We start from the raw sequence: 21,043 nt of genomic DNA on the forward strand, positions 1-21,043 counted from the left end.
CGCGCCGACTGCTTCGCCAGCACGTTGGCTGTTACAGAATGCTGTCGCCGCAGAACTGATGAGCGTTGCCAGAAATGGGCTGACTTCAATCCACCGCGCCATACTCATGAAGCAACCCCTCCATCCATTGCATGAATGCCCGGCAACGTGCGGGCAGATGCCGCCGGTGGGCGTAGAGCAAGGACACCGGCATCGGCGAGGGCAGGTAGTCGGGCAGCACTTCAATCAGCTCGGCGCTGTCGATGGCTGCCTGTTTTGCCATGCGCGGTGCTTGAATAATGCCCAATCCGCCCAGACAACCCGCCTCATACGCCTCGATATTGTTCACCGTGACGCTGCAAGGCATGACCACGCTGTGGTCTTTTCCGTCCTGGTGATACTCGAAAGCCGCCGTGCTGGCGCTAAAGGTCAACACATAGTTAATCAGCCAATGCTGTTGCAGATCGTCCAATGTCTGCGGCACGCCATGCACCTTTGCATAACCGGCGCTGACCACGTTAACCATCGGAAAGTAGCCCACGTGCCGGGCCACCAGCGTCGTGTCGGGTAACTCACCCACCCGCATCACACAGTCGAACCCTTCGCGCACCAGGTCAACGCGGCGATCGGTGCTGCTGATTTCCAGTTCGATCAGTGGATGACGCGCAATGAACTCACTGACCCTCGGCATCACGATTGTTCGTGCGAAGGCTGTCGGCATGTCGACCCGCAAGCGGCCACTGAGGGCCGCATCGTCGTTGCGAAACAGGCTTTCCAACTCATCCATTTGCGCCAGCACGTCCTTGCTGCGCTCATACAATACCTGGCCGTCTGGAGTCGTTTGCACCTTGCGCGTTGTGCGTTGTAGCAAACGCGTGCCGAGCAAGTTCTCCAACAGGCGGATTTGTTCCGACACCGTGGAGCGAGGCAGGCCCAGCGATTCACTGGCCTGAGTAAAACTGGACAGTTCGGCGACACGAACGAAGGTTTTCAACAGCTCCAGCTTGTTCATTCAAACGCCTGTTATTGTTCGCCTGAGGCGATCAGTTATTTCGATTGTGGTGTATTTATCGAATGACGGGCGAACAATAAGCTTTTCTTCATTCGCTGAACAGCCACTTGAGGAATCAACCATGAGCAACAAAATCGCGATCATTACCGGTGCCAGCCGTGGCCTCGGCAAGAGTGCAGCACTGCATCTGGCGGCACAGGGCGTCGACATCATCGGCACCTACCACAGCAACGTCGCTGAAGCACAAAACGTCATCGCTGAAATCGAGGCTCTCGGTGGTCGGGTAAAGATGCTGCAATTAGACGTGGGTGACAGCAGCCGTTTCGAAGGGTTTGTGGGGCAAGTGGCTGCTGTGTTGAGCGCTTTTTTCAAGGCCGATCGTTTTGATTTTCTGGTGAACAACGCCGGGGTTGCCGCACGCGCCAGCTTCGCTGAAACCACTGAGGCGCAGTTCGACCAACTGGTGAACGTGCATCTCAAAGGCTCGTTCTTCCTGACCCAGAAACTGCTGCCGTTGATTGCCGACGGCGGACGGATTATCAACATCAGCAGCGGTCTGACCCGATTCTCCCCAGTGGGTTATGTGGCGTACGCAGCCATGAAAGGTGCCGTGGAGGTCTGGACGCGCTATCTGGCCAATGAATTAGGCCCGCGCGGGATCAACGTCAACAGCCTGGCCCCCGGCGCAATTGCCACTGATTTCGGTGGCGGCACGGTTCGGGACAATCCGGACGTCAACGCCTGGGTCGCGGCAAATACGGCGCTGGGACGGGCAGGGCAGCCGGACGATATCGGTGCGGCTGTCGCGATGCTCTTGGGCGATGGCGGCAAGTGGATTACCGCACAGCGCATCGAAGCGTCGGGCGGCATGTTTGTCTGAGCGGCAGCGCTTGCTCTTACAGCTTGTAGCTTGAAGCTTCTAGCTGCCCTTAATGTAATAAATGCACAGCGACAAGGTTATCAACGAGCCCAGCGTCGAGATCAGTATTGTGCTCGAAACCACCGACGCTTCGCGCTTGTAGTACTCGGCGAGCATGAAAGGACCTGTGCCGGTGGGCAGGGCGCTCAGCAGCAATGCTGAGTTGGCCCACAGCGGCGGTAGATGAAACACCCGATACGCCAGGAACCACGTCAGCAGCGGATGGACGATCAGTTTGATCAGCACCAAAAGGCTCGTGCCCTGGCGCGGGCCTTGTTGTTTATGCGCAAGGAACAGGCCCAGCGAGATCAACGCGCACGGGGTGGTTGCCGCCCCCAGCAAATGCAGGAATTTGTCCAGTGCGCTGGGTAGCGCTACGCCGGTCGCGGCCCAGCAAGCGCCGAGGATGGGCGACACCACCAGTGGATTTTTCGCCAGCGCCATCAGCACTTTCAACACGATGCGATGCACATGGGCTTCGCTCTGCAAGCCGATTTCGATGCACACCAGCGCCATTGCGAACAGCACACAGACCACCAGCAACGACGCAATCAGGGCTGGTTCCAGCCCACTGTCGCCCAGCACCATCACGCACAGCGGGATGCCGATATAACCGGTGTTGGCGTAAGAAGCGCTGAGCGCATCAATGCTGGCGTCGGCGAAATGCCCGGCTTTTTTTCTACGCAGAATCAGCGTGAGTACAAATATTGCCAGCGTACTCAGGGTGAATACGGCAACGAAACCTGGATGCCAGATCTGTTCCCAGGTCGCGGTTGCAGTGGCTGTAAACAGCAAGGCCGGCAGGCACAGCCAGACCACCATCCGGTTGATTTCCGAAGCGGCCGTGGGCCCAAGGCGATTGGTTCGGCGACATAAATAGCCAACGAGAATCAACGCGAAGATCGGCAACAGCACGTTCAAGACAGACGACATCGGACCTGGGCCTATAACGCAGCAAACAAGCGAGCAAGGTTAAGGTTGGAAATCGTTAGCGTCCAATCTTTCTTGCCTGTTGGCGACGGCTTTCATGCAGCCCCACCGAGCCATGCTGCGGACCTGCGCGATTGCCAAGCGCAGGCATGAAAATGCCCGGACAGTCCGGGCAGTTGAGTGCGTCAGGCGGGTTTATTTCTTGACCGGAACGATGTCAGTGATCTGACCGTTGGTGGTTTGCACCTGCACGTATTTGTTATGAATCAGCACCCACTGGCTCTCCTTGGCCGGCTCGTGCAGCCCTTTGGCTTTCCAGTTTTTGATAGCGGCACCAGGGCGCTGAAATTTCTCGGGCGCGCGGTCACCTGTTTCCAGCTCGCGCAGGTTGTCTTTGGACTGCTGGACTTTTTGCTCCGGCGCATCTGCTGCCTGCACCGACAGGCTGGTGACAGAAACGCAGCCAAGGATTGCCATACAGGCGATGAGCGATTTGCTGTTCATACAAGCTCCTTATCCAGTGCGTAATGCCCTGTTCAATAGCTCCGACCGCTGAGGGCGCAAATCATTCAGTGATTGTTGGGGGCACGAGGTCGCACTAGCAAAACTGATCACCCGCCACATTGAAGACATACACCCTGCGCAGCGGTGAAGCATCTGATACGGCCACGCTTTTCAGCGGAAAACACCTGCTAAAAGCTTGACCGGCAACAGAGTATCTACAGATAGGAGGTGGATGGTGTGCTACTCAACCAATGACTCGGCGATTGTCACCGCCAAAGGCGTGGTTGGCCGACCGATCAGTTTGCTCAGCGCTCGGCTGTCATCGAATAGCGCGCCGGTGCTCGCCGCGCTATCGGAATTGGCCAGCAATTGCGCAACGACCTCCGGCAAACCGGCTTGTGATAACGCAGCTTTGTAGTCGGCTTCGGGGAGATTGGTGTAGACCACCGGTTTACCTGATTGCAACGCGATCTGCGCGGCAAACTCGCTGAGCGTGTATGCCTCATCGCCGGCCAACTCGTATACGCGCCCAGCCTGTGGTGCGCTTGAGGTCAGGACTGCCACCGCCGCCGCCGCGTAATCGGCGCGCGGGGCTGAACTGATACGCCCTTCACCGGCGCAACCGAAATGTGCGCCATGGGCAATATCGTTGGTGATCGCGGCCGTGTAGTTTTCGGTGTACCAGCCGTTGCGCAGAATCGCCGACGGCACGCCGCTGTTACCAATTGCATCTTCCGTCTGGCGATGTTCTTCAGCCAGTTCCAGGGCTGAAGTATCGGCGTGCAACACGCTGGTGTAGGCCAGCAGTTCAACGCCTGCACGCTTGGCGGCGTCGATAACGGCCTTGTGTTGAGTGGCGCGCTGGCCGAGTTCGTTGGAGGAGATCAACAGGATTTTTTTCGCACCGTTGAATGCAGTGTCCAGGGTTGCCGGTTGGGAATAATCGGCGTGGCGCACCTGCACCCCCTTGGCCGCGAGGTCGGCGGCTTTTTCCGGGCTGCGCACGGCGGCGATGATCCGTGAGGCAGGAACGTGTTGCAGCAATTGATCGATAACAAGACGGCCCAATTGGCCGGTGGCACCGGTAATAACGAACATGCTGGTTTCCTCATGGCAGTGAAGTGAGTCACCAGCATAGACATAGTGCTAACCTTTGGTAAGTACGTACGCAAAGGTAAGTGTCATGAACGATAAGTTGAGCGTAGGGCCTGAAAATACTGCGTCATTGATGAGGCTGCGAATGGGCGAAGTGCTGGACCGCAACTGTCCGTCCCGTGAGGTACTCAATCACGTGTGCAGCCGTTGGGGGGTGTTAGTGCTGGTGGTGTTGCGCGATGGCATGCACCGGTTCAGTGAACTACGGCGCAAGATCGGCGGCATCAGTGAAAAAATGCTGTCGCAAACGTTGCAAAGCCTGGAACACGACGGCTTTGTTGATCGTAAGGCGTTGCCCGTGGTGCCGCCGCATGTCGAATACCGGCTGACCGAGTTGGGCGAAGACGTGGCGGCGCAGGTGGATGGTCTGGCCAGTTGGATCGAGGCAAACCTGCCACGGATCATGCAAGTTCGGCAGGAGCGAGCTGTATAGCTCGTCCACATTGAGTCTTTCACATCGACGGGTGATGTCGGAAAACCGACCCTCAGTCGCCCCACAAGGGCAACGTCAGTAAGCATCGATGCTTGCGCCAAAGGCAGTAACCGCCCGGTTCCATCGCTGCAACCGGGCGGTTTTATCGCACTGACAGTTGAGTCTTACTTCGGTCTTAACTGTTCACGCATCTCTTTCACGTCACTGCTCGATACCGCAGGAGCGGCATTGCCCCAGGTGTTTCGCACGTAAGTGAGGACATTGGCGACATTGTCATCCGACAGGTTCCAGCCGAATGCCGGCATCGCCGGCGCGGTGGGTGCTGCATCGGTTGCGCCTGCACGACTGCCCGCCAGTACCACTCGGATCAACGACGACGGATCGTTGCTGTTGATCAGTGGTGCTGCAGCCAGTTTCGGGAACAGGTGCTCGGCCCCTTCACCGTTTGGTGTGTGGCAGGCCGAGCACCTGTCAGCGTAGATCGCCTTGCCGGCGACCATTGCTGCATCGTTGGCCGCCAAGGGTTTTGGCGGTTCGGCTGGCTTGGCGCCGTCTTTGAGATACACCGCGACAGCCATCAAGTCCTCGTCTTTCCAGTGTTGCGACGAGTGCTCGACTTCTTCGGCCATGGGGCCCGAAGCGATATCGAAGCGGTTGGCGCCCGTCTTCAGGTATTTGATGATGTCGTCCTCACTCCACGCGCCAATGCCGTCGTGAGCATTGGTGGTGATGTTCGGTGCGACCCAGCCTTGCAGGTTGGCACCCATAAGGAACTGGTCGTTCTTGTCTCCGCCAGTCAGCCCCTTGGGTGTGTGGCAGGTGCCACAGTGCGCCAGGCCTTCGACCAGATAGGCGCCGCGGTTCCATTGCTCGGACTTATCGGGATGGGGCTTGAATTCACCCTCTTTGAAATTGAGCAGGTTCCAGCCAATCAAGCTGGTGCGCACGTTGAAGGGGAAGGGCAACTGATTGGTTTCAACCTTGTTGTCCACCGGATCGATGGTTTGCAGGTACGCAAATATCGCCTGGTTATCTTCGCGACGGACTTTGGTGTAGGCCGTGTACGGCATGGCGCCGTATAGCAGTTTGCCGTCCAGGCTGTGGCCTTTGGACATGACCTTCTGGAAGTCATCGAAGGTCCAGCGACCAATACCGTTGACGGGGTCTGGCGTGATGTTGGCGCCGGCCAGCTTGCCGAACGGCGTGTCGAGAATCACACCGCCAGAGAATAGAGGTTTGCCCGGCAGGGTATGACACGCTGTACAGTCGCCGACGGTGGCCAGATAACGGCCTTTTTCCACGAGGTTGTAGGAGTCGGCGCCGGTGGCAGCTTGCGCGATGTTCAGGGACAGGCCGATAACGCCTGCACACACGGTCAGGAGAGTCTTCATACGCTGATCATCTCCCCTGGGCGCTTGAGGTAGCGCGTGCGGATGGCTTGTGCGGCTTTGAATGCCAGCGCGGCAACCGTGCCGGTCGGGTTATAGCCTGGGTTCTGCGGGAAGGCCGATGAGCCCACCACGAACAGGTTTGGTACGCCCCACACTTGCAGGTGCTTGTTCACCGAGCTGGTTTTGGGATCAGCGCCCATGATGAAGCCGCCGACGATATGCGACGACTGATACGGCGCGCTGTTCCAATGCCCGGTCTGCGCGTTGGGAACCATCTGCCGCGGGTTCATGCTCTTGGCGATTTCACCGACCTTCGACGTCACATAAGCGGCCATCTTGCGGTCGTTCTCCGAGAAGTCGAACGTGATCCGCAGCAAGGGTCGGCCCAACGGATCCTTGTAGGTGGGGTCCAGGGACAAATAATTGGTCCGCGTTGAGTAGCTGCTGGCCTCGCAACCGATGGACATGGTGCTGGCGTAACTTTGCACCGTGGCTTTTTTCCACGCCGAACCCCACGCTGGCGTGCCGGGTGGCACTGGGCGCGAATCGATCGGAGCGGCGCCGATTGGCGTCACGCGAGTGCTGCCGCCGCCGACGAACCCCAGACCGGAGTGGTCGAAATTGTCGTTGTTGAACTCATCGATGCCCATGCCAATGGCACCGCCCCCGATGAACGGGTTGAAGTTCTTGTCATCGAAGAACATTTTCACGCTGTTGGCGGTCTGGTAGGCGTAATTACGGCCCGTGGTGCCGGTGTTGGTGACGGGGTCATAAGGCTTGCCGACGCCTGAGAGCAGCATCAGGCGCACGTTTTCGAAAATGAACGCGCTGATCACCACCAGATCGGCCGGTTGTTCGTATTCGTCGCCATTGCTGTCCATATAGACGATGCCGGTAGCCTTGGTGCCGGTGTTGTCCATGACTACCCGGATCACCTCGCAATTGGTTTTGGCGGTGAAATTCGGCTTGCGAATCAGCACCGGCAGGACAGTGGTGATAGCGCTGGCCTTGGAGTAGTTGGCGCAACCGTAGTTGGTGCAGAAACCACAGAAGGTGCAGGCGCCCATGGTCACGCCCAAGGAGTTGGTGTATGCCCTCGACACCAGCGCCGACGGCACCGGGAACGGCTTGTAGCCCAGATTCCTCGCGGCTTCGGCGAACAGTGTCGGTGCGTAGGTCTGGGCAGTCGGCGGATTAGGGTACTCCTCGGATCGAGGGCCCTCGAACGGGTTGCCACCTTCCTGGATCACCCCATTGATGTTGCCAGCCTTGCCGGACACGCCTGCCAAACGGTCGAAGCTGGTGTAGTGCGGCTCCATTTCCTCCCAGGTAGTGCCCCAATCCTGCAGGGTCAGTTCGGGCGATAACTCCTTACCGTAGCGTTCGGTGAGGTAGCTGTGCAGGCGGAACTCATGGGGCTGGAACCGAAATGTGATGCCCGCCCAGTGATTGCCCGCGCCGCCCGTGCCGTTGCCGGGGTGAAACGAACCCCAGGTGCGCATGGGTAGCGCTGTCTCTGTCAGGCTGTTGCGCATGGTGGTGGTGTTTTGTCGGGTCCTTAGCATCAGTTCCTGGCGGCGCGAATAACGTAGCTCATCGGTCGCTGACGCCAGGTTGAAGTCCGAAGCTGTGTCACGCCACGGGCCGCGCTCGAAGCCAATGATGTTCAGGCCCTCATCGGCGAGCTCGTTGGCAATGATGGATCCGGCCCAGCCGAGCCCGACAACCACGACGTCCGTGGAAGGTAGTTTTTTGGCCATGTCGAATTAACCCTTCTTGTTCCAGGCGGAGCTGCCAATGATGGAAAGCGGCACGAGGTCGAGCTTTTGGTTATGCAGTGCGATGTAGTCGCGGTAGTCATAACGAGCGCCGGGGAAGCCGATCATCTTCCATGACACCATGTCGCGATTGCCGCCGTAGATCGGGTCGGCAAAGAATCCCTCCATGGTATTGGCCAGAACTTGCTGGAAGAACAGCTTGCCGTCGATGCCGTCCAGTGCGATTTCACCTTTTTCGATACCGCCCAGCACGCTGTCCTGTTGTTCAGGACTTAAGGCGCTAAAGGTTTTCTGGAAGGTTTTCTGGCAATACGCGGCTAAACCGTCGAGGCCCAGGCGATAGCGCTCGCGCGGGACCAACGGCGACTGATCGCCCTGTGTTGGCGTACCGGGTGCGAAAGGGCCTTGCATGTACAGGCGCGAAAATGTGCCGTACTCCCCGGCCAGTTGCCGGTCGATGAACACTGCGCAGCCTGCGTCCTTGCCACTGATGCTCAGGTCGTCTGCTGGAATCAGCCGGGCGACTATGGCTTCAACGGCGATGGCTTGCTCGGCTGTGAAGAATTGCCAGCCCGGCGTTTCATAGTGCATGGGACCGTTATGGTCGAACGGCACCCATTGCGGGATGCCGACGAGGGTGGCGGCCTTGGCGGTCGTTGCTCCGACAACGGCCAGGGAGGTTGCGGAGGACTTCAGCAACTGCCTGCGGGTGAGGCCTTTGGGTTTATCTGTCATTCAGGGCTCCTGCGAGCGCACTTGTTTCACAGGCCATAGGCATGTAGACCCGTGCGTAAGCTGCGTAATCGCGTTATTTCACGGTTAGGTGCTCGAAAGTGACAATGACGAACGAGCTGATTCTTTGCATCGCGGGGTGTGACATTAAGTCTCTAGCGAACCGGTGAGGAAAGGGCACACACTAAGTGGGTGTATCCCCTGCCTGTAATGACTTTTTTCACGCGAAGGGCAAATAATAGATATGTTACGAAAGGTTGCATCATACGATTTTTGTAAATAACTATTACCAATTTGGTAATAGTCGTGCGCAGGGCCTGTTTACCGTGCAATTGCAGTGCAGAGGCCCTGAAAGGCCAAGAGGCTTATTATCAAGTGATCCTGATACAGAGCAGATGAACGCTGAAAAATTTACTGGCTGATGATCTGCACTTTTTTGAAGTGCCTGTATTGGGAATTTTTCTTGATTGGGTTGCTTCTCGTAACAAAACAATGGCCACGAAATGGGGCCTGAATACCTGAACTTGCCCAGCCTGACAGGATTTTCATGAAGTTCGGCCCATGACAGCCCCCGCTTCTTGGTATCTTGCACGCCATTTGTGCCCTGTCGATTTTCCCCGGCACGCGTCGTGCGCCGTTCAAATCTTCACCGAGAAGCTGTAGAAATGCCTGATCCCATCCCCTTAAAGGACCACGAAAAGGAAACACGGCTGGTCAACAAGCGGTTGATCGCTTGTGCTGTGTTTGTGGCCCTGCTGAGCGTTGCCCTGGTCTGCCGGATGTACTTCCTGCAGGTCACAGAATTCGCCTATCACTCGACAATCTCCGAAAACAACCGCGTCCACGTCTTGCCCATTCCTCCTGAACGCGGGCTGATCTACGACCGTAACGGGGTGATCCTCGCCGATAACCGGCCCAGCTTTAACCTGACCATGACCCGCGAGCGCGCCGGTGACTGGCACGAAGTCATCGAAACCCTGATGGGCATCCTCAAGCTGCCAGATGAAGACCGCATCGTCTTCGACAAGGCCATGAAAAACTCTCCGCATCGTTTTGTCCCGGTCACGCTGCTGTATGAGCTGACCGAGGAGCAAATCGCCTTGCTGGCAGTCAATCAATTCCGCCTGCCCGGCCTGGACGTCGAGGCGCAGTTCGTGCGGCATTACCCGATGGGCGCGCATTTCGCCCACTCCATTGGTTATGTCGGGCGGATCAACGAGAAGGAATCCACCCAGCTCGATCAGGTCGAGTACCGCGGCACCCAGTCCATCGGTAAAACCGGCATCGAGCGTTTCTACGAAAACGAGCTGCACGGCCATGTGGGCTATGAAGAAGTCGAAACCAACGCCCAGGGGCGCGTGCTGCGGGTGCTCAACCACACCGATCCGGTGGCGGGCAAAAGCATTGTTTTGAGCCTCGATATCAAACTGCAAGAAGCCGCTGAAGATGCGCTCGGCGATCGCCGAGGTTCGGTGGTTGCCCTGGACCCGGAGACCGGCGAAGTGCTGGCGATGGTCAGCAAACCCAGTTTCGACCCGAACCTGTTCGTCACCGGGATCAGTTTCAAGGAGTACTCGGCACTGCGCGATTCGGTCGACCGCCCGCTGTTCAACCGGGTGCTGCGCGGGCTCTACGCGCCGGGTTCGACGATCAAGCCGGAGGTGGCGATTGCCGGGCTCGACAGCGGCGTGGTCACACCGTCGACGCGGGTATTCGACCCCGGTTATTTCCAGCTGCCGGATTTTGATCACAAATACCGCAACTGGAACCACAGCGGCGATGGCTGGGTGGACTTGAACGCAGCGATCATGCGCTCCAACGACACCTACTTCTACGACTTGGCGCACAAGCTGGGCATCGACCGCATGCACGACTACCTGACCATGTTCGGCATTGGCCAGAAGGTCTCGCTGGACATGTTCGAAGAGTCGGCGGGCTTGATGCCGTCCAAGGAGTGGAAGCGCGCCACCCGGCGTCAGGCCTGGTTCCCCGGCGAAACCGTGATCCTCGGTATCGGTCAGGGCTACATGCAGGTCACGCCGTTGCAATTGGCACAGGCCACCGCGCTGATCGCCAACAAGGGCGTGTGGAATCGCCCGCATCTGGCGAAGACCGTCGGCGGTGTCGCGCCGGTGGACGAGCATCCGATGCCAAACATCGTGCTGCACGATTCGCGTGAGTGGGATCAAGTGAACAATGGCATGCAGTCGGTGATGCACGACCCGCGCGGCATCGCACGGGCCGCTGCCCAGGGCGCGCAATACCGTATCGCTGGCAAGAGCGGCACCGCGCAGGTGGTGGCGATCAAACAGGGCGAACGCTATGACCGAAACAAAACCCTGGAGCGTCATCGCGACAACGCGTTGTTCGTCGGCTTTGCACCGGCAGCGCATCCTAAAATCGTGGTCTCGGTGATGATCGAAAACGGCGAGGCGGGCGGTCGTGTGGCCGGCCCCGTGGTGCGGCAGATTCTCGACGCCTGGCTGCTCGATCAAGACGGTCACCTCAAGCAGCAATACGTCACGCCGGATACCCCGCCGGTGAATCCAAAACAACAGTTTGCGACGCCGGTCAAGTCCACGGGCGATCCGCATGTGTGACGAGCACATCGGTGCAATCACTGAACTGTGAAGGGTGGTACTTGTCGATGTGAGACAACGCTCGATACCTGACTGACCCCCTACGGTCTTTTGTAGGAGCCGCCGAAGGCTGCGATGCCATTTGCCTGACACCTTGCAATCGCAGCCTTCGCCAGCGCCTATTCGAGATTGAGTGACCAGCCAGGTCTGAGCGCTAACCCGCATCGACAAGGAACCCAACCCCATGTCCAGCAAAACCGTTGCCGACTACCTTGCGCACACGCTCCTGGCCGCAGGCGTCTCCAAAATCTGGGGCGTCAGTGGCGACAGCCTCAACGGCCTGACCGACAGCCTCGAACGCCTGGGCAAGATCAAATGGATGCACACCCGACACGAGGAGGTCGCAGCGTTCGCCGCCGGTGCCGAAGCGGCGACTACCGGCAAGTTGGCGGTGTGTGCTGGCAGTTGCGGGCCGGGTAATCTGCATTTGATCAACGGTTTATATGACTGTCATCGCAGTCGCGTGCCGGTGCTGGCGATTGCCGCGCAAATTCCATCTTCGGAGATCGGCCTGAATTATTTTCAGGAGACCCATCCCACCGAACTGTTCAAGGAATGCAGCTTTTTTGTAGAAGCTGTCAGCAGCGCCGAGCAATTTCCTCGTGTGCTGGAGCGGGCGATGCGTGCCGCCATCAGCCAGCGGGGCGTGGCGGTGGTCGTGGTCCCGGGCGATGTGGCATTGAGCGAGCTGCCCAATGTCAAGGCTGCGTGGGTCGATCACCAACCTGCGCGAGTCACGCCGACCGAAACCGACTTGCAGCGTATCGTCGACCTGCTGGACACCTCCAAAGCCGTGACGATTCTCGCCGGTGCCGGTTGCGCAGGTGCTCACGATCAAGTGGTGGCATTGGCCGAGAAGCTCAATGCCCCCGTGGTACACGCCTTGCGCGGTAAGCAGTACATCGAGTACGCCAATCCGTTCGATGTGGGCATGACCGGCTTGATCGGCTTCAGCTCCGGTTACCACGCGCTGATGGCCTGCGACACGTTATTGATCCTTGGCAGCAGCTTTCCGTATCGCAACTTCTACCCGGACAAAGCCAAAGTCATTCAAATCGACATCGACCCCACAGCCCTTGGGCGCCGCGTTGCGTTGACCATCGGGGTGGCCGGTGGCATCAAGGAAACCGTTGATGCCTTGTTGCCAAGACTCCAGGCACACAGCGACCGACGTTTCCTCGACAAGGCGCTGGATCATTACGCCAAGGCCCGTGAAGAACTGGATGATCTGGCGACGCCTTCAGCGCCCGGTCAGCCGATTCACCCGCAATACCTGACCCGTCTGGTGGACGCATACGCTGACGCCGACGCGATTTTCACGGTGGACGTTGGCACGCCGACCTTATGGGCTGCGCGTTACCTGACCATGAACGGCCAGCGCTCGCTGATCGGCTCGTTCAACCACGGCTCGATGGCCAACGCCATGCCGCAGGCCCTTGGCGCCAAGGCCGCGCAGCCACAGCGCCAGGTTGTGGCGTTGTGCGGCGACGGTGGTTTGTCGATGTTGTTGGGCGATCTGCTGAGCATTCGTCAACTGCACCTGCCGATCAAAGTAGTGGTATTCAACAACAGCTCGCTGGGGTTTGTTGCGATGGAAATGCAGGCCAGCGGGTACGTGCCCCATGACACCGACTTCGACAGCACCAGCTTTGCCAACATCGCCATCGGTGCCGGGATTCTGGGGATTCGCGTAGAAGATTCGGCCGAGCTGGCGCAAGCGCTGAAAAAAGCCTTCGAGCATCCGGGGCCGGTGCTGGTGGACGTCGTCACCGCGAAACAGGAGTTGGGCATCCCGCCGAAGATCAAGCTGGCGCAGGCCAAGGGCTTTAGCCTGTTTATGCTCAAGGCCGTGATGAACGGCAAGGCGGACCAGGTGCTGGAGTTGGCGAAAACCAATTTGCGTTAAATATCAGCCAGAGAACAGTGTCAGCTACGGGACTGATTTATTTTCAAAAAGCGCGAAAAATATATCAGTCCCTGCAATCGCATTCGCCCCAAAAAGCGCCCATAAATGGGGCGTTTCTCTCCATTGCGCACCACCCTGAATCAATAAAAATCCCCTCCAAAATCATTTGAAGAAAAGCGTTGTGCCATCAGGAAAACCGATGTTATGTTGATAACATATTGAAACATAATGACCTGAAAGTAACATTTTTAGATCGCTCCTTCGGCTTCGTTTTGCACAGGTTTTTCATGCAGAAAAGCAGTTTTCTCGACACGCTGGAACAGCGCTTCGCCAGCCTGACACCCACGGGCAAGCGTATCGCCGGTTACCTGCTGGCGAACCCGCAAAAGCTACCGTTCGAGACGGCCGACAGCATTGCGCAGCAGACCGATACCACGGGTATCTCGGTCGGGCGTTTTCTGCGGTCGTTGGGGTATCGCAACCTTGATGACGTCAAACAGAGCCTGCGCGGCGACTCCGGCAACCCATGGGTAATTACTGATCGTCTCGGCGCGTTTCGCGAGGAGAGCACTCATGGCGACGCGCTGGATCGCTCGATGAACCGCGAGATAGAAGCGATCCAGCGCGTCTATGCCCTGGCTCGGGGGGAGGTTTTTTCAAGGATCGTCGAACAGCTGCACAGCGCCGACGCCGTGTTCATCGTGGGCTTACAGACCACCCGCGGGATACTCAACGCGTTTTTCAGCCACTTGGAATACATCCGACCCAAGGTCTATTACGTCGACGGGTTGTCCGGGACTTACGCCGAATCGTTGAATTCGCAGTTCGAAAACCCTTACGCGCTGATTGCCGACTTCCGTACTTACTCCAGCATCACTCGTACCTTCTGTGAGGTCGCCAGTGAACAGGGTTTGCCGCTGGCGTTCATCACCGACTTCCACTGCCCATGGGCCCGGGATTATCCGATGGACCTGCTGCAACTGAGGTCCGACGTCGGGCAGTTCTGGGATTCGTTGGCACCGTTGACGTGCCTGTTCAACCTGATGGTCTCTGCCGTGGCGGAAAAATACGGTGATCGCCTGGACCAACGTCTGGCGAGGAATCGCCAGCTACAAGAACTTTTCGGGCAGTTCGAATAGCCACAGTGCTTTTTTAATCACCGAGTTATTGGATCTGCAGCGTCATGAACAAGCCGTTAGCCGATTTGGAGTGTTTTGCGTGAATAACAGCCCACTTGTGGAAGTCGACGCTCAGGTGCTCAACCTTGAGATCGATCTGATCTACGCCGGGGTCGACAACCTGGCGGGTAAACAGATTTATCAGGACCCTCGCTGCCTGCTGCACCGCGATGCTGAAGCCTGCTTGCGTAACGCGAGCCGCCTCGCGCATCAGGCAGGGCTCAGGCTGAAGATTTTTGATGCCTACCGACCACCCTATGCGCAATACCTGTTATGGGCTGCACTGCCAAACCCTGAGTACGTGCGCGACCCAAGCCTGGGGTCGCATCATAGCCGTGGCGTAGCGGTGGACCTGACGCTGATCGATACCGATGGCCAGGCGCTGGACATGGGCACCGGTTTTGACGACATGCGCGAGCAGTCTCATCAGTTCTACGCCGACCTGCCGCCGCAGGTGCAGCGCAACCGTCTGCTTCTGCTGGGAATCATGCTCGGTGCCGGGTTCAGCTACATCGACAGCGAGTGGTGGCATTACGAACTGCCCGATGCGGACGACTACCCGCTGATCGACGACACCTCGTTCAAGCAAGCGCACTGAACAGCGGCGTTAGAAAAAACAGGCAACAAAAGAAACAACCGTGACACCTGACCGGGACGCACATGAATCCCGGCGTGAATCTGGCGATTGGCGACGAGAACACACTCAGCGCGAACGTCATTTCGAACGCAAAAAGCGCGTTCGACCTTTGACTGCCCGGTATAGCTCCAACAACAAACCTGACGAACTTCCACATCGAACGATCAAGGAACCGGCATGAAATCAATCGTTACCCCGCACATGATCCCGCACAAGTTGGTGATGGCCGTTCTGTGCACCGCCCTGGGCCTGGGTGCCTGGCAGTCGGCCAATGCAGCCGTGCCGCAAGACACCTTGATGATCGGTAAACCGTCCGATCCGCAAACCCTCGACCCAGCTGTGACCATCGACAACAACGACTGGGCCGTGACTTATCCGTCGTACCAGCGACTGGTGACGTACAAAACTGAGAACGGCAAGGGCAGCACCGAAGTCATGGGCGAGTTGGCCAGCAGTTGGACCACCTCGGCGGACAGCCTGGTCTGGGAGTTCAAGCTCAAGCCGGGCAACAAATTCGATGACAGCGCCGAGGTGAATGCCGATGCAGTGAAGTTCTCCTTTGATCGCATAATGAAGCTCAAGCAAGGGCCGTCCGGCGCGTTCCCGGACGACATGGCGGTGTCGGTGGTCGATCCAATGACCGTGCGCTTTACCCTGAAGACCCCGTACGCGCCGTTTCTCTCGACCCTGGCCCACAACGGGGCAGCCATCGTTAATCCGGATGTCGAGAAGAAACCCGAAGGCGCCGACGCTTACCTGTCGACCCACACCGCAGGTTCAGGTGCGTTCAAGCTGGTCAGTTGGCAGAAAGGCCAGACCCTGACCATGGAACAGAACACCCACTATGCAGGCACCAAACCGACGCTGAAAAAAGTCGTGATCAAGATTATCGGCGAGGCCTCGGTGCGTCGTCTGCAACTGGAACACGGTGATCTCGACATCATTGAAGACATGCCCGAAGACCAACTTGAAGCGTTGGGCAAGAAGCCCGGCATCGTGGTTGGCGATTATCCGTCGCTGCGCGTGACGCTGTTGTACCTGAACAACAAAAAAGCCCCGATGAGCGACCCAAACGCGCGGCGTGCCATCGTCGAGGCCCTGGATTACGACGGCATCATCAACGGCATTCTCAAAGGCAAGGCCAAGCCCATGAACGGGCCGATCCCGCAGGGCATGTGGGCCTATGACGAGAAGCTGCCGGTGCCAAAGCAGGACGAAGCCCAGGCCAGGGCGGACTTGGCGAAAGTCTCGCCGAAGGTCGCCAACCTGAACTTCATGTACTCCGATAAAGACCCTAACTGGGAGCCCATCGGCCTGACCCTGCAAGCCAATCTGCAAGCAGTAGGCGTCAACCTGAAGATGGAAAAACTGGCCAACGCCACCATGCGTGAACGTCTGGGCACGGGGGACTTCGATGTGGCCATCGGTTCCTGGAGCCCGGACTTTGCCGACCCGTACATGTTCATGAACTTCTGGTTCGACTCCAAGCTGCAGGGGCTGCCGGGTAACCGCTCGTTCTACAACAACCCGCAAGTCGACAAACTGGTGCGCGACGCTGCCGCCAACAACGACATTGCGCAGCGCACCGAGCTGTACCAGAAAGCGCAGAAAATCGTGATTAACGAAAGCGCCTACGCGTACCTGTATCAGAAGGCCTATACCTTGCCCATGAGCGACAGGGTCAAGGGCTACGTGTTCAATCCGATGCTCGAACAGGTGTTCAACGTCGACACGATCACCAAGTAGTTCGCTGTTCAAGCGTCAACGATCCTGCGGCGCAAGCGGGGGTCGTTGCAACGCTGTGCCCGTGGGCAGGTTTGTGACTGCCGTTTCACTGCGTGACCGAGGTGCCTGATGGCCTTCCTGAGTACTTTGCGTAAACGCCTGTCCGGCCTGTTGCTGGTGGTGTTTGGCGTTTCACTGATTACCTTTTCGATCTCTCACCTGATACCGGGTGATCCTGCGCGCTTGATCGCCGGCGACCGCGCTACTGACGAGATCGTCCAGCATATTCGCCACCAACTGGGGCTGGATTTGCCGCTATATCAACAATACGGCCGTTACATGCTCGATCTGTTTCACGGCGACCTTGGTACCTCGATTCGTACCAGCCGCCCGGTACTGGAGGATTTGCAGGCCTACTTCCCGGCGACCCTGGAACTGGCGCTGGCCGCGTTGACCCTGTCGATTCTGGTTGGTGTGCCGCTGGGTGTGCTCTCGGCGGTGTACCACAATCGCTTTATCGACCAGGTTGCCCGGACGCTGGCGATAACCGGGATTTCCACTCCGGCGTTTTGGCTCGGATTAGGCCTGATCGTGTTGTTTTACGGCCATCTCAATTGGCTGCCTGGCAGCGGTCGGCTGGATGAAGGGTTGGAGCCGCCGAGCACAGTCACTGGTTTTTACCTGATCGACGCGTTGCTGATGGGCGATATCGCACTGTTTTCCAATGCCGTGCAGCATTTGATTCTGCCGGCGATCACGTTGGGTTTCGTCAACCTCGGTGTGGTGGCGCGGCAGATCCGCTCGGCGATGCTCGATCAGTTGGGCGAGGACTACATTCGCACCGCACGTGCCTATGGCTTGTCGAAATGGGCGGTGATCCTGCGTCATGCACTGCCCAACGCGTTGATTCCTTCGGTCACTGTGCTCGGCCTGACCCTCGGCGATCTGCTGTATGGCGCGGTATTGACTGAGACCGTGTTCGCCTGGCCAGGCATGGGCGCCTATGTGGTCAAGTCGATCCAGTCTTTGGATTTCCCGGCGGTGATGGGGTTTGCGATTCTGGTGTCATTCATTTATGTGTTGCTCAACATGGCCATCGATCTGCTGTATCGCTTGATCGATCCCCGCATTCGCGAGGTCAACTGACATGACCACTCCAATGACCACCCTCGTGGTCGCGCCGCTGGCAAAAGCCTCGAGCTGGCAGGACAGGCTCGCCTACCTGGCCTACCAAGTGCGCCGCAGCCCGCTGACCATGGCCGGTTTGCTGATTACCCTGCTGGTGCTGTTGTGCATGATCTTCGCGCCATGGCTGGCGACGCATAACCCTAACGCGCTGGATTTGGTCAATCGTTTGGCCGCGCCTTCAGCGGCTCATTGGTTTGGCACCGATGAAGTCGGCCGCGACTTGTTCAGTCGTGTGTTGTACGGCAGCCAACAATCGGTGGGCGTGGGGCTATTCGTGGCTTTCGCTTCGTGTTTTGTCGGCGGACTGTTGGGCTGCATGTCCGGAATTATCGGCGGTCGTTTCGACGGCCTGATCATGCGTCTGATGGACATCATGCTTTCGGTGCCCTCGCTGGTGCTGATCATGGCCCTGGCGGCGGCGCTAGGCCCGAGCCTCTTTAATGCGATGCTGGCAATCACGCTGGTGCGGATTCCGTTTTATGTGCGTCTGGCTCGCGGCCAGGCCCTCAGTATTCGGCAGATGGGTTACGTCAAAGCCGCCGAGACCTTCGGCGCCGGACGCTGGCATATGGTCCTCTGGCACGTGGCGCGCAACGCCATGCCGCCATTGCTGGTGCAACTGAGCCTGGACATCGGCAGCGCGATTCTCATGGCCTCGGCGCTGGGCTTCATTGGCCTTGGCGCGCAACAGCCCACGGCAGAGTGGGGCGCGATGGTTGCCACGGGCCGTAATTACATCCTCGATCAATGGTGGTACTCCACCTTTCCGGGCCTGGCGATACTGATCACGGCCACCGGTTTCAATCTGCTGGGCGATGGCGTGCGCGATCTGCTCGACCCACGGCAACAGGGGAAATGACCATGCAGAGTCAATCCATGAGCAATCGCGTCGTACAGGTTCCAGTTCCGATCATCGATGACTTGTGCATCGAGTTCCCGGCTTACAAGAGCACGGTGAAAGCGCTGAACGGGGTGTCACTGCACGTCAATCCCGGCGAGATTGTCGGCGTCATTGGCGAGTCGGGATCGGGCAAGTCGGTAACGGCGATGCTCAGCCTGAGGCTGTTGCCAGAGCGTTCATATCTAGTAAAAAGCGGCAGCTTGAGCATCCTTGGTCGTGACATGTTGGCGGCCAGGGAAAAGGACCTGCTGAAAGTACGTGGTCGCGACGTGGCAATGATCTTTCAGGAGCCAATGACTGCGCTCAATCCGACTCGGCGTATCGGTCGACAGATGCTCGACGTGATCATTCATCACCAGCACTTGAGCAAGGCCCAGGCACACGCCAAGGCCATTGCCTTGCTGCGCGACATGCACATCGCCGATCCCGAGCAGGTCATGGAAAGCTATCCGTTCGAACTGTCTGGCGGCATGCGTCAGCGGGTGATGATCGCCTTGGCGTTCTCTTGCGATCCGCAGTTGTTGATCGCTGACGAACCGACCACTGCGCTGGATGTGACGGTACAGCGCCAGGTGCTGTTACTGCTGCGGGAAAAGGCGCGCGAGCGAGGTACTGCAATCTTGTTGATTACCCACGACATGGCGTTGGTCTCACAGTTTTGCGACCGCGTTTACGTGATGTATACCGGGGCTGTGGTAGAGCAGGGCATGACCGCTGAAGTGATGGCTGATCCGCGTCATCCCTACACCAAAGGCCTGCTCAGCGGGCTGCCGGAACAAGTCGAACCCGGTACCGATTTGATGACCATCCCAGGACAGGTGCCCAATTTGTCGGCGTTGCCGGACGGCTGTACCTTCCGTGATCGTTGTGCTTATGCGCTGCCCAAGTGCCTTGAGCGTCCGCCGTTGATTGCGCTTGATGCGTTTGGGGATCGTAAAAGCGCCTGTTGGGTCTCCACGTGCGAACCCCTTGGACAGGAGTCGCTGGCATGACCAGTCCTGCATTGAAATCTCAAGCTGACGCGCGCCCTGACATTCTCGGTCTTGAGGATGTACGCGTGCATTTCCCGGTGGGCAATGACTGGCTGGGACGACCAAAAGCGCTTGCCCATGCGCTGAACGGCATTGACCTGCATGTGCGTGCTGGCGAGACCTTGGGTGTGGTGGGCGAGTCCGGCTGTGGCAAGAGCACGCTGGCACAGTTGCTGATGGGGCTGATCAAACCCACGTCGGGCAAGTTGAGCTGGATCTACAACGACGCTCGTGAACGCAACAGCAATGTACAGATTGTGTTTCAGGACCCGCAGTCGTCACTCGATCCGCGCTTGCCGATCTGGAAGATCATCACCGAGCCGTTGTTCGTGCAACGTGCCGCGCCGCGTCGGGACATGCGCGATATTGCCGCCAGGGTGGCCTCTCAGGTGGGCATTCGCACCGAGTACCTGGACCGTTTCGCGCATCAGTTTTCCGGTGGGCAACGACAGCGCATCGCGATTGCACGGGCGTTGTCGTCGAATCCGGACATCATCGTCCTCGACGAACCGACCTCAGCGCTGGACATCTCGGTACAGGCGCAGATTCTCAACTTGCTGGCCGAACTGCAACGCAGCCGGGACCTGACCTACATTCTGATCTCGCACAACGTTTCTGTGGTGCGGCACATGGCGGATCGAGTGGCGGTGATGTATTTGGGGCAGATCGTCGAATTGGGCCGCGCGGCGCAGGTGCTGGAAAAACCGCGTCATCCGTACACGCAGTTGTTGCTGGAGGCGGTACCCCGTTTGGGTGTGCCAGTGGACAACGCACAGATCGCTGCACCCACTGAACTGCCGGGCAATCGTAATCTGCCGACCGGGTGTTTCTTCCGGGATCGCTGCCCAAAGGCAACCATAGGCTGCGACAAACCACAGGCGCTGTTGCCGGGGAAGGGCGCCGAGGAGTGGGTGCGATGTCATTTGGCGTCGGTTTAGCATCGAGTTGGACTGGGAAACCCCGGTTTCTCTGTAGGCGTGAACGTGTTTGCGAGGCGTCATGCCT

At 58.3% G+C, this 21,043-nt stretch carries 18 protein-coding genes; 11 read left to right on the forward strand and 7 right to left on the reverse strand.

The features are described from left to right. Positions 1-85 precede the first annotated feature (85 nt). Positions 86-991: a LysR family transcriptional regulator gene (locus VGC62_RS25760; RefSeq protein ID WP_331189904.1), complete on the reverse strand. Its 906-nt coding sequence runs from the start codon at positions 989-991 to the stop codon at positions 86-88. Positions 992-1,112: 121 nt separating this feature from the next. Between VGC62_RS25760 and VGC62_RS25765 the strand changes: the two genes are divergently transcribed. Beyond that, a complete protein-coding gene (locus tag VGC62_RS25765) occupies positions 1,113-1,871 on the forward strand; it encodes an SDR family NAD(P)-dependent oxidoreductase (protein ID WP_331189905.1) in 759 nt (252 codons plus the stop codon). A gap of 39 nt (positions 1,872-1,910) precedes the next feature. Here the strand turns inward: VGC62_RS25765 and VGC62_RS25770 are convergent, their stop codons facing one another. The 3 genes from VGC62_RS25770 to VGC62_RS25780 all read right to left on the reverse strand — a co-directional run bounded on the left by VGC62_RS25770 (position 1,911) and on the right by VGC62_RS25780 (position 4,442). Further along, positions 1,911-2,843, reverse strand: a complete 933-nt coding sequence (locus VGC62_RS25770) for an AEC family transporter (RefSeq protein WP_331189906.1) — start codon at positions 2,841-2,843, stop codon at positions 1,911-1,913. A gap of 192 nt (positions 2,844-3,035) precedes the next feature. Then, a complete protein-coding gene (locus tag VGC62_RS25775; RefSeq protein ID WP_331189907.1) occupies positions 3,036-3,344 on the reverse strand; it encodes an RcnB family protein in 309 nt (102 codons plus the stop codon). 240 nt (positions 3,345-3,584) lie between these two features. Next, a complete protein-coding gene (locus VGC62_RS25780) occupies positions 3,585-4,442 on the reverse strand; it encodes an SDR family oxidoreductase (protein ID WP_331189908.1) in 858 nt (285 codons plus the stop codon). Between the two features lie 85 nt (positions 4,443-4,527). On the opposite strand from VGC62_RS25780, the gene VGC62_RS25785 reads away from it, so the two are divergent. Continuing rightward, positions 4,528-4,932 carry a helix-turn-helix domain-containing protein gene (locus tag VGC62_RS25785; protein WP_331189909.1) on the forward strand — a complete coding sequence of 135 codons (405 nt, stop codon included), beginning with the start codon at positions 4,528-4,530 and terminating at the stop codon, positions 4,930-4,932. Positions 4,933-5,096: 164 nt separating this feature from the next. On the opposite strand, the gene VGC62_RS25790 is transcribed toward VGC62_RS25785, so the two are convergent. Genes VGC62_RS25790 through VGC62_RS25800 form a run of 3 tightly spaced genes read right to left on the reverse strand, consistent with a single transcriptional unit; the run spans position 5,097 to position 8,836 of the window. Beyond that, entirely contained in the window at positions 5,097-6,323 is a 1,227-nt protein-coding gene (locus VGC62_RS25790) for a cytochrome c (RefSeq protein ID WP_331189910.1), read from the reverse strand. Then, positions 6,320-8,083, reverse strand: coding sequence for a GMC family oxidoreductase (locus VGC62_RS25795; protein ID WP_331189911.1), 1,764 nt, complete (start codon positions 8,081-8,083; stop codon positions 6,320-6,322). The genes VGC62_RS25790 and VGC62_RS25795 overlap by 4 nt, the downstream gene beginning before the upstream one ends. 6 nt (positions 8,084-8,089) lie before the next feature. Continuing rightward, the gene (locus VGC62_RS25800; protein WP_331189912.1) at positions 8,090-8,836 is read right to left on the reverse strand and encodes a gluconate 2-dehydrogenase subunit 3 family protein; all 747 of its coding nucleotides are present in this window, start codon (positions 8,834-8,836) and stop codon (positions 8,090-8,092) included. A 662-nt stretch (positions 8,837-9,498) separates the two neighbouring features. Here VGC62_RS25800 and mrdA point away from each other — a divergent pair. The 9 genes from mrdA to VGC62_RS25845 all read left to right on the forward strand — a co-directional run bounded on the left by mrdA (position 9,499) and on the right by VGC62_RS25845 (position 20,976). Further along, positions 9,499-11,433: a penicillin-binding protein 2 gene (mrdA, locus tag VGC62_RS25805; RefSeq protein WP_331189913.1), complete on the forward strand. Its 1,935-nt coding sequence runs from the start codon at positions 9,499-9,501 to the stop codon at positions 11,431-11,433. A 223-nt stretch (positions 11,434-11,656) separates the two neighbouring features. Further along, positions 11,657-13,378 (forward strand): ubiquinone-dependent pyruvate dehydrogenase, encoded by a 1,722-nt coding sequence (gene poxB / locus VGC62_RS25810; RefSeq protein ID WP_331189914.1) that lies wholly within the window; start codon positions 11,657-11,659, stop codon positions 13,376-13,378. Between the two features lie 287 nt (positions 13,379-13,665). Further along, complete coding sequence (locus VGC62_RS25815) at positions 13,666-14,517, forward strand: MurR/RpiR family transcriptional regulator (protein ID WP_331189915.1); 852 nt, start codon at positions 13,666-13,668, stop codon at positions 14,515-14,517. A gap of 79 nt (positions 14,518-14,596) precedes the next feature. Further along, positions 14,597-15,154, forward strand: coding sequence for a D-alanyl-D-alanine dipeptidase (ddpX, locus tag VGC62_RS25820; protein WP_331189916.1), 558 nt, complete (start codon positions 14,597-14,599; stop codon positions 15,152-15,154). A 216-nt stretch (positions 15,155-15,370) separates the two neighbouring features. Then, complete coding sequence (locus tag VGC62_RS25825) at positions 15,371-16,939, forward strand: ABC transporter substrate-binding protein (RefSeq protein ID WP_331189917.1); 1,569 nt, start codon at positions 15,371-15,373, stop codon at positions 16,937-16,939. Positions 16,940-17,047: 108 nt separating this feature from the next. Next, positions 17,048-18,064, forward strand: a complete 1,017-nt coding sequence (locus VGC62_RS25830) for an ABC transporter permease (RefSeq protein ID WP_331189918.1) — start codon at positions 17,048-17,050, stop codon at positions 18,062-18,064. A 13-nt stretch (positions 18,065-18,077) separates the two neighbouring features. Further along, positions 18,078-18,965, forward strand: a complete 888-nt coding sequence (ddpC, locus tag VGC62_RS25835) for a D,D-dipeptide ABC transporter permease (RefSeq protein ID WP_414705850.1) — start codon at positions 18,078-18,080, stop codon at positions 18,963-18,965. Continuing rightward, entirely contained in the window at positions 18,962-19,999 is a 1,038-nt protein-coding gene (locus VGC62_RS25840) for an ABC transporter ATP-binding protein (RefSeq protein WP_331189920.1), read from the forward strand. The genes ddpC and VGC62_RS25840 overlap by 4 nt, the downstream gene beginning before the upstream one ends. Next, positions 19,996-20,976 carry an oligopeptide/dipeptide ABC transporter ATP-binding protein gene (locus VGC62_RS25845; RefSeq protein WP_331189921.1) on the forward strand — a complete coding sequence of 327 codons (981 nt, stop codon included), beginning with the start codon at positions 19,996-19,998 and terminating at the stop codon, positions 20,974-20,976. The genes VGC62_RS25840 and VGC62_RS25845 overlap by 4 nt, the downstream gene beginning before the upstream one ends. Positions 20,977-21,043 lie beyond the last annotated feature (67 nt).

Source organism: Pseudomonas sp., from assembly GCF_036404235.1.
GTDB lineage: Bacteria > Pseudomonadota > Gammaproteobacteria > Pseudomonadales > Pseudomonadaceae > Aquipseudomonas.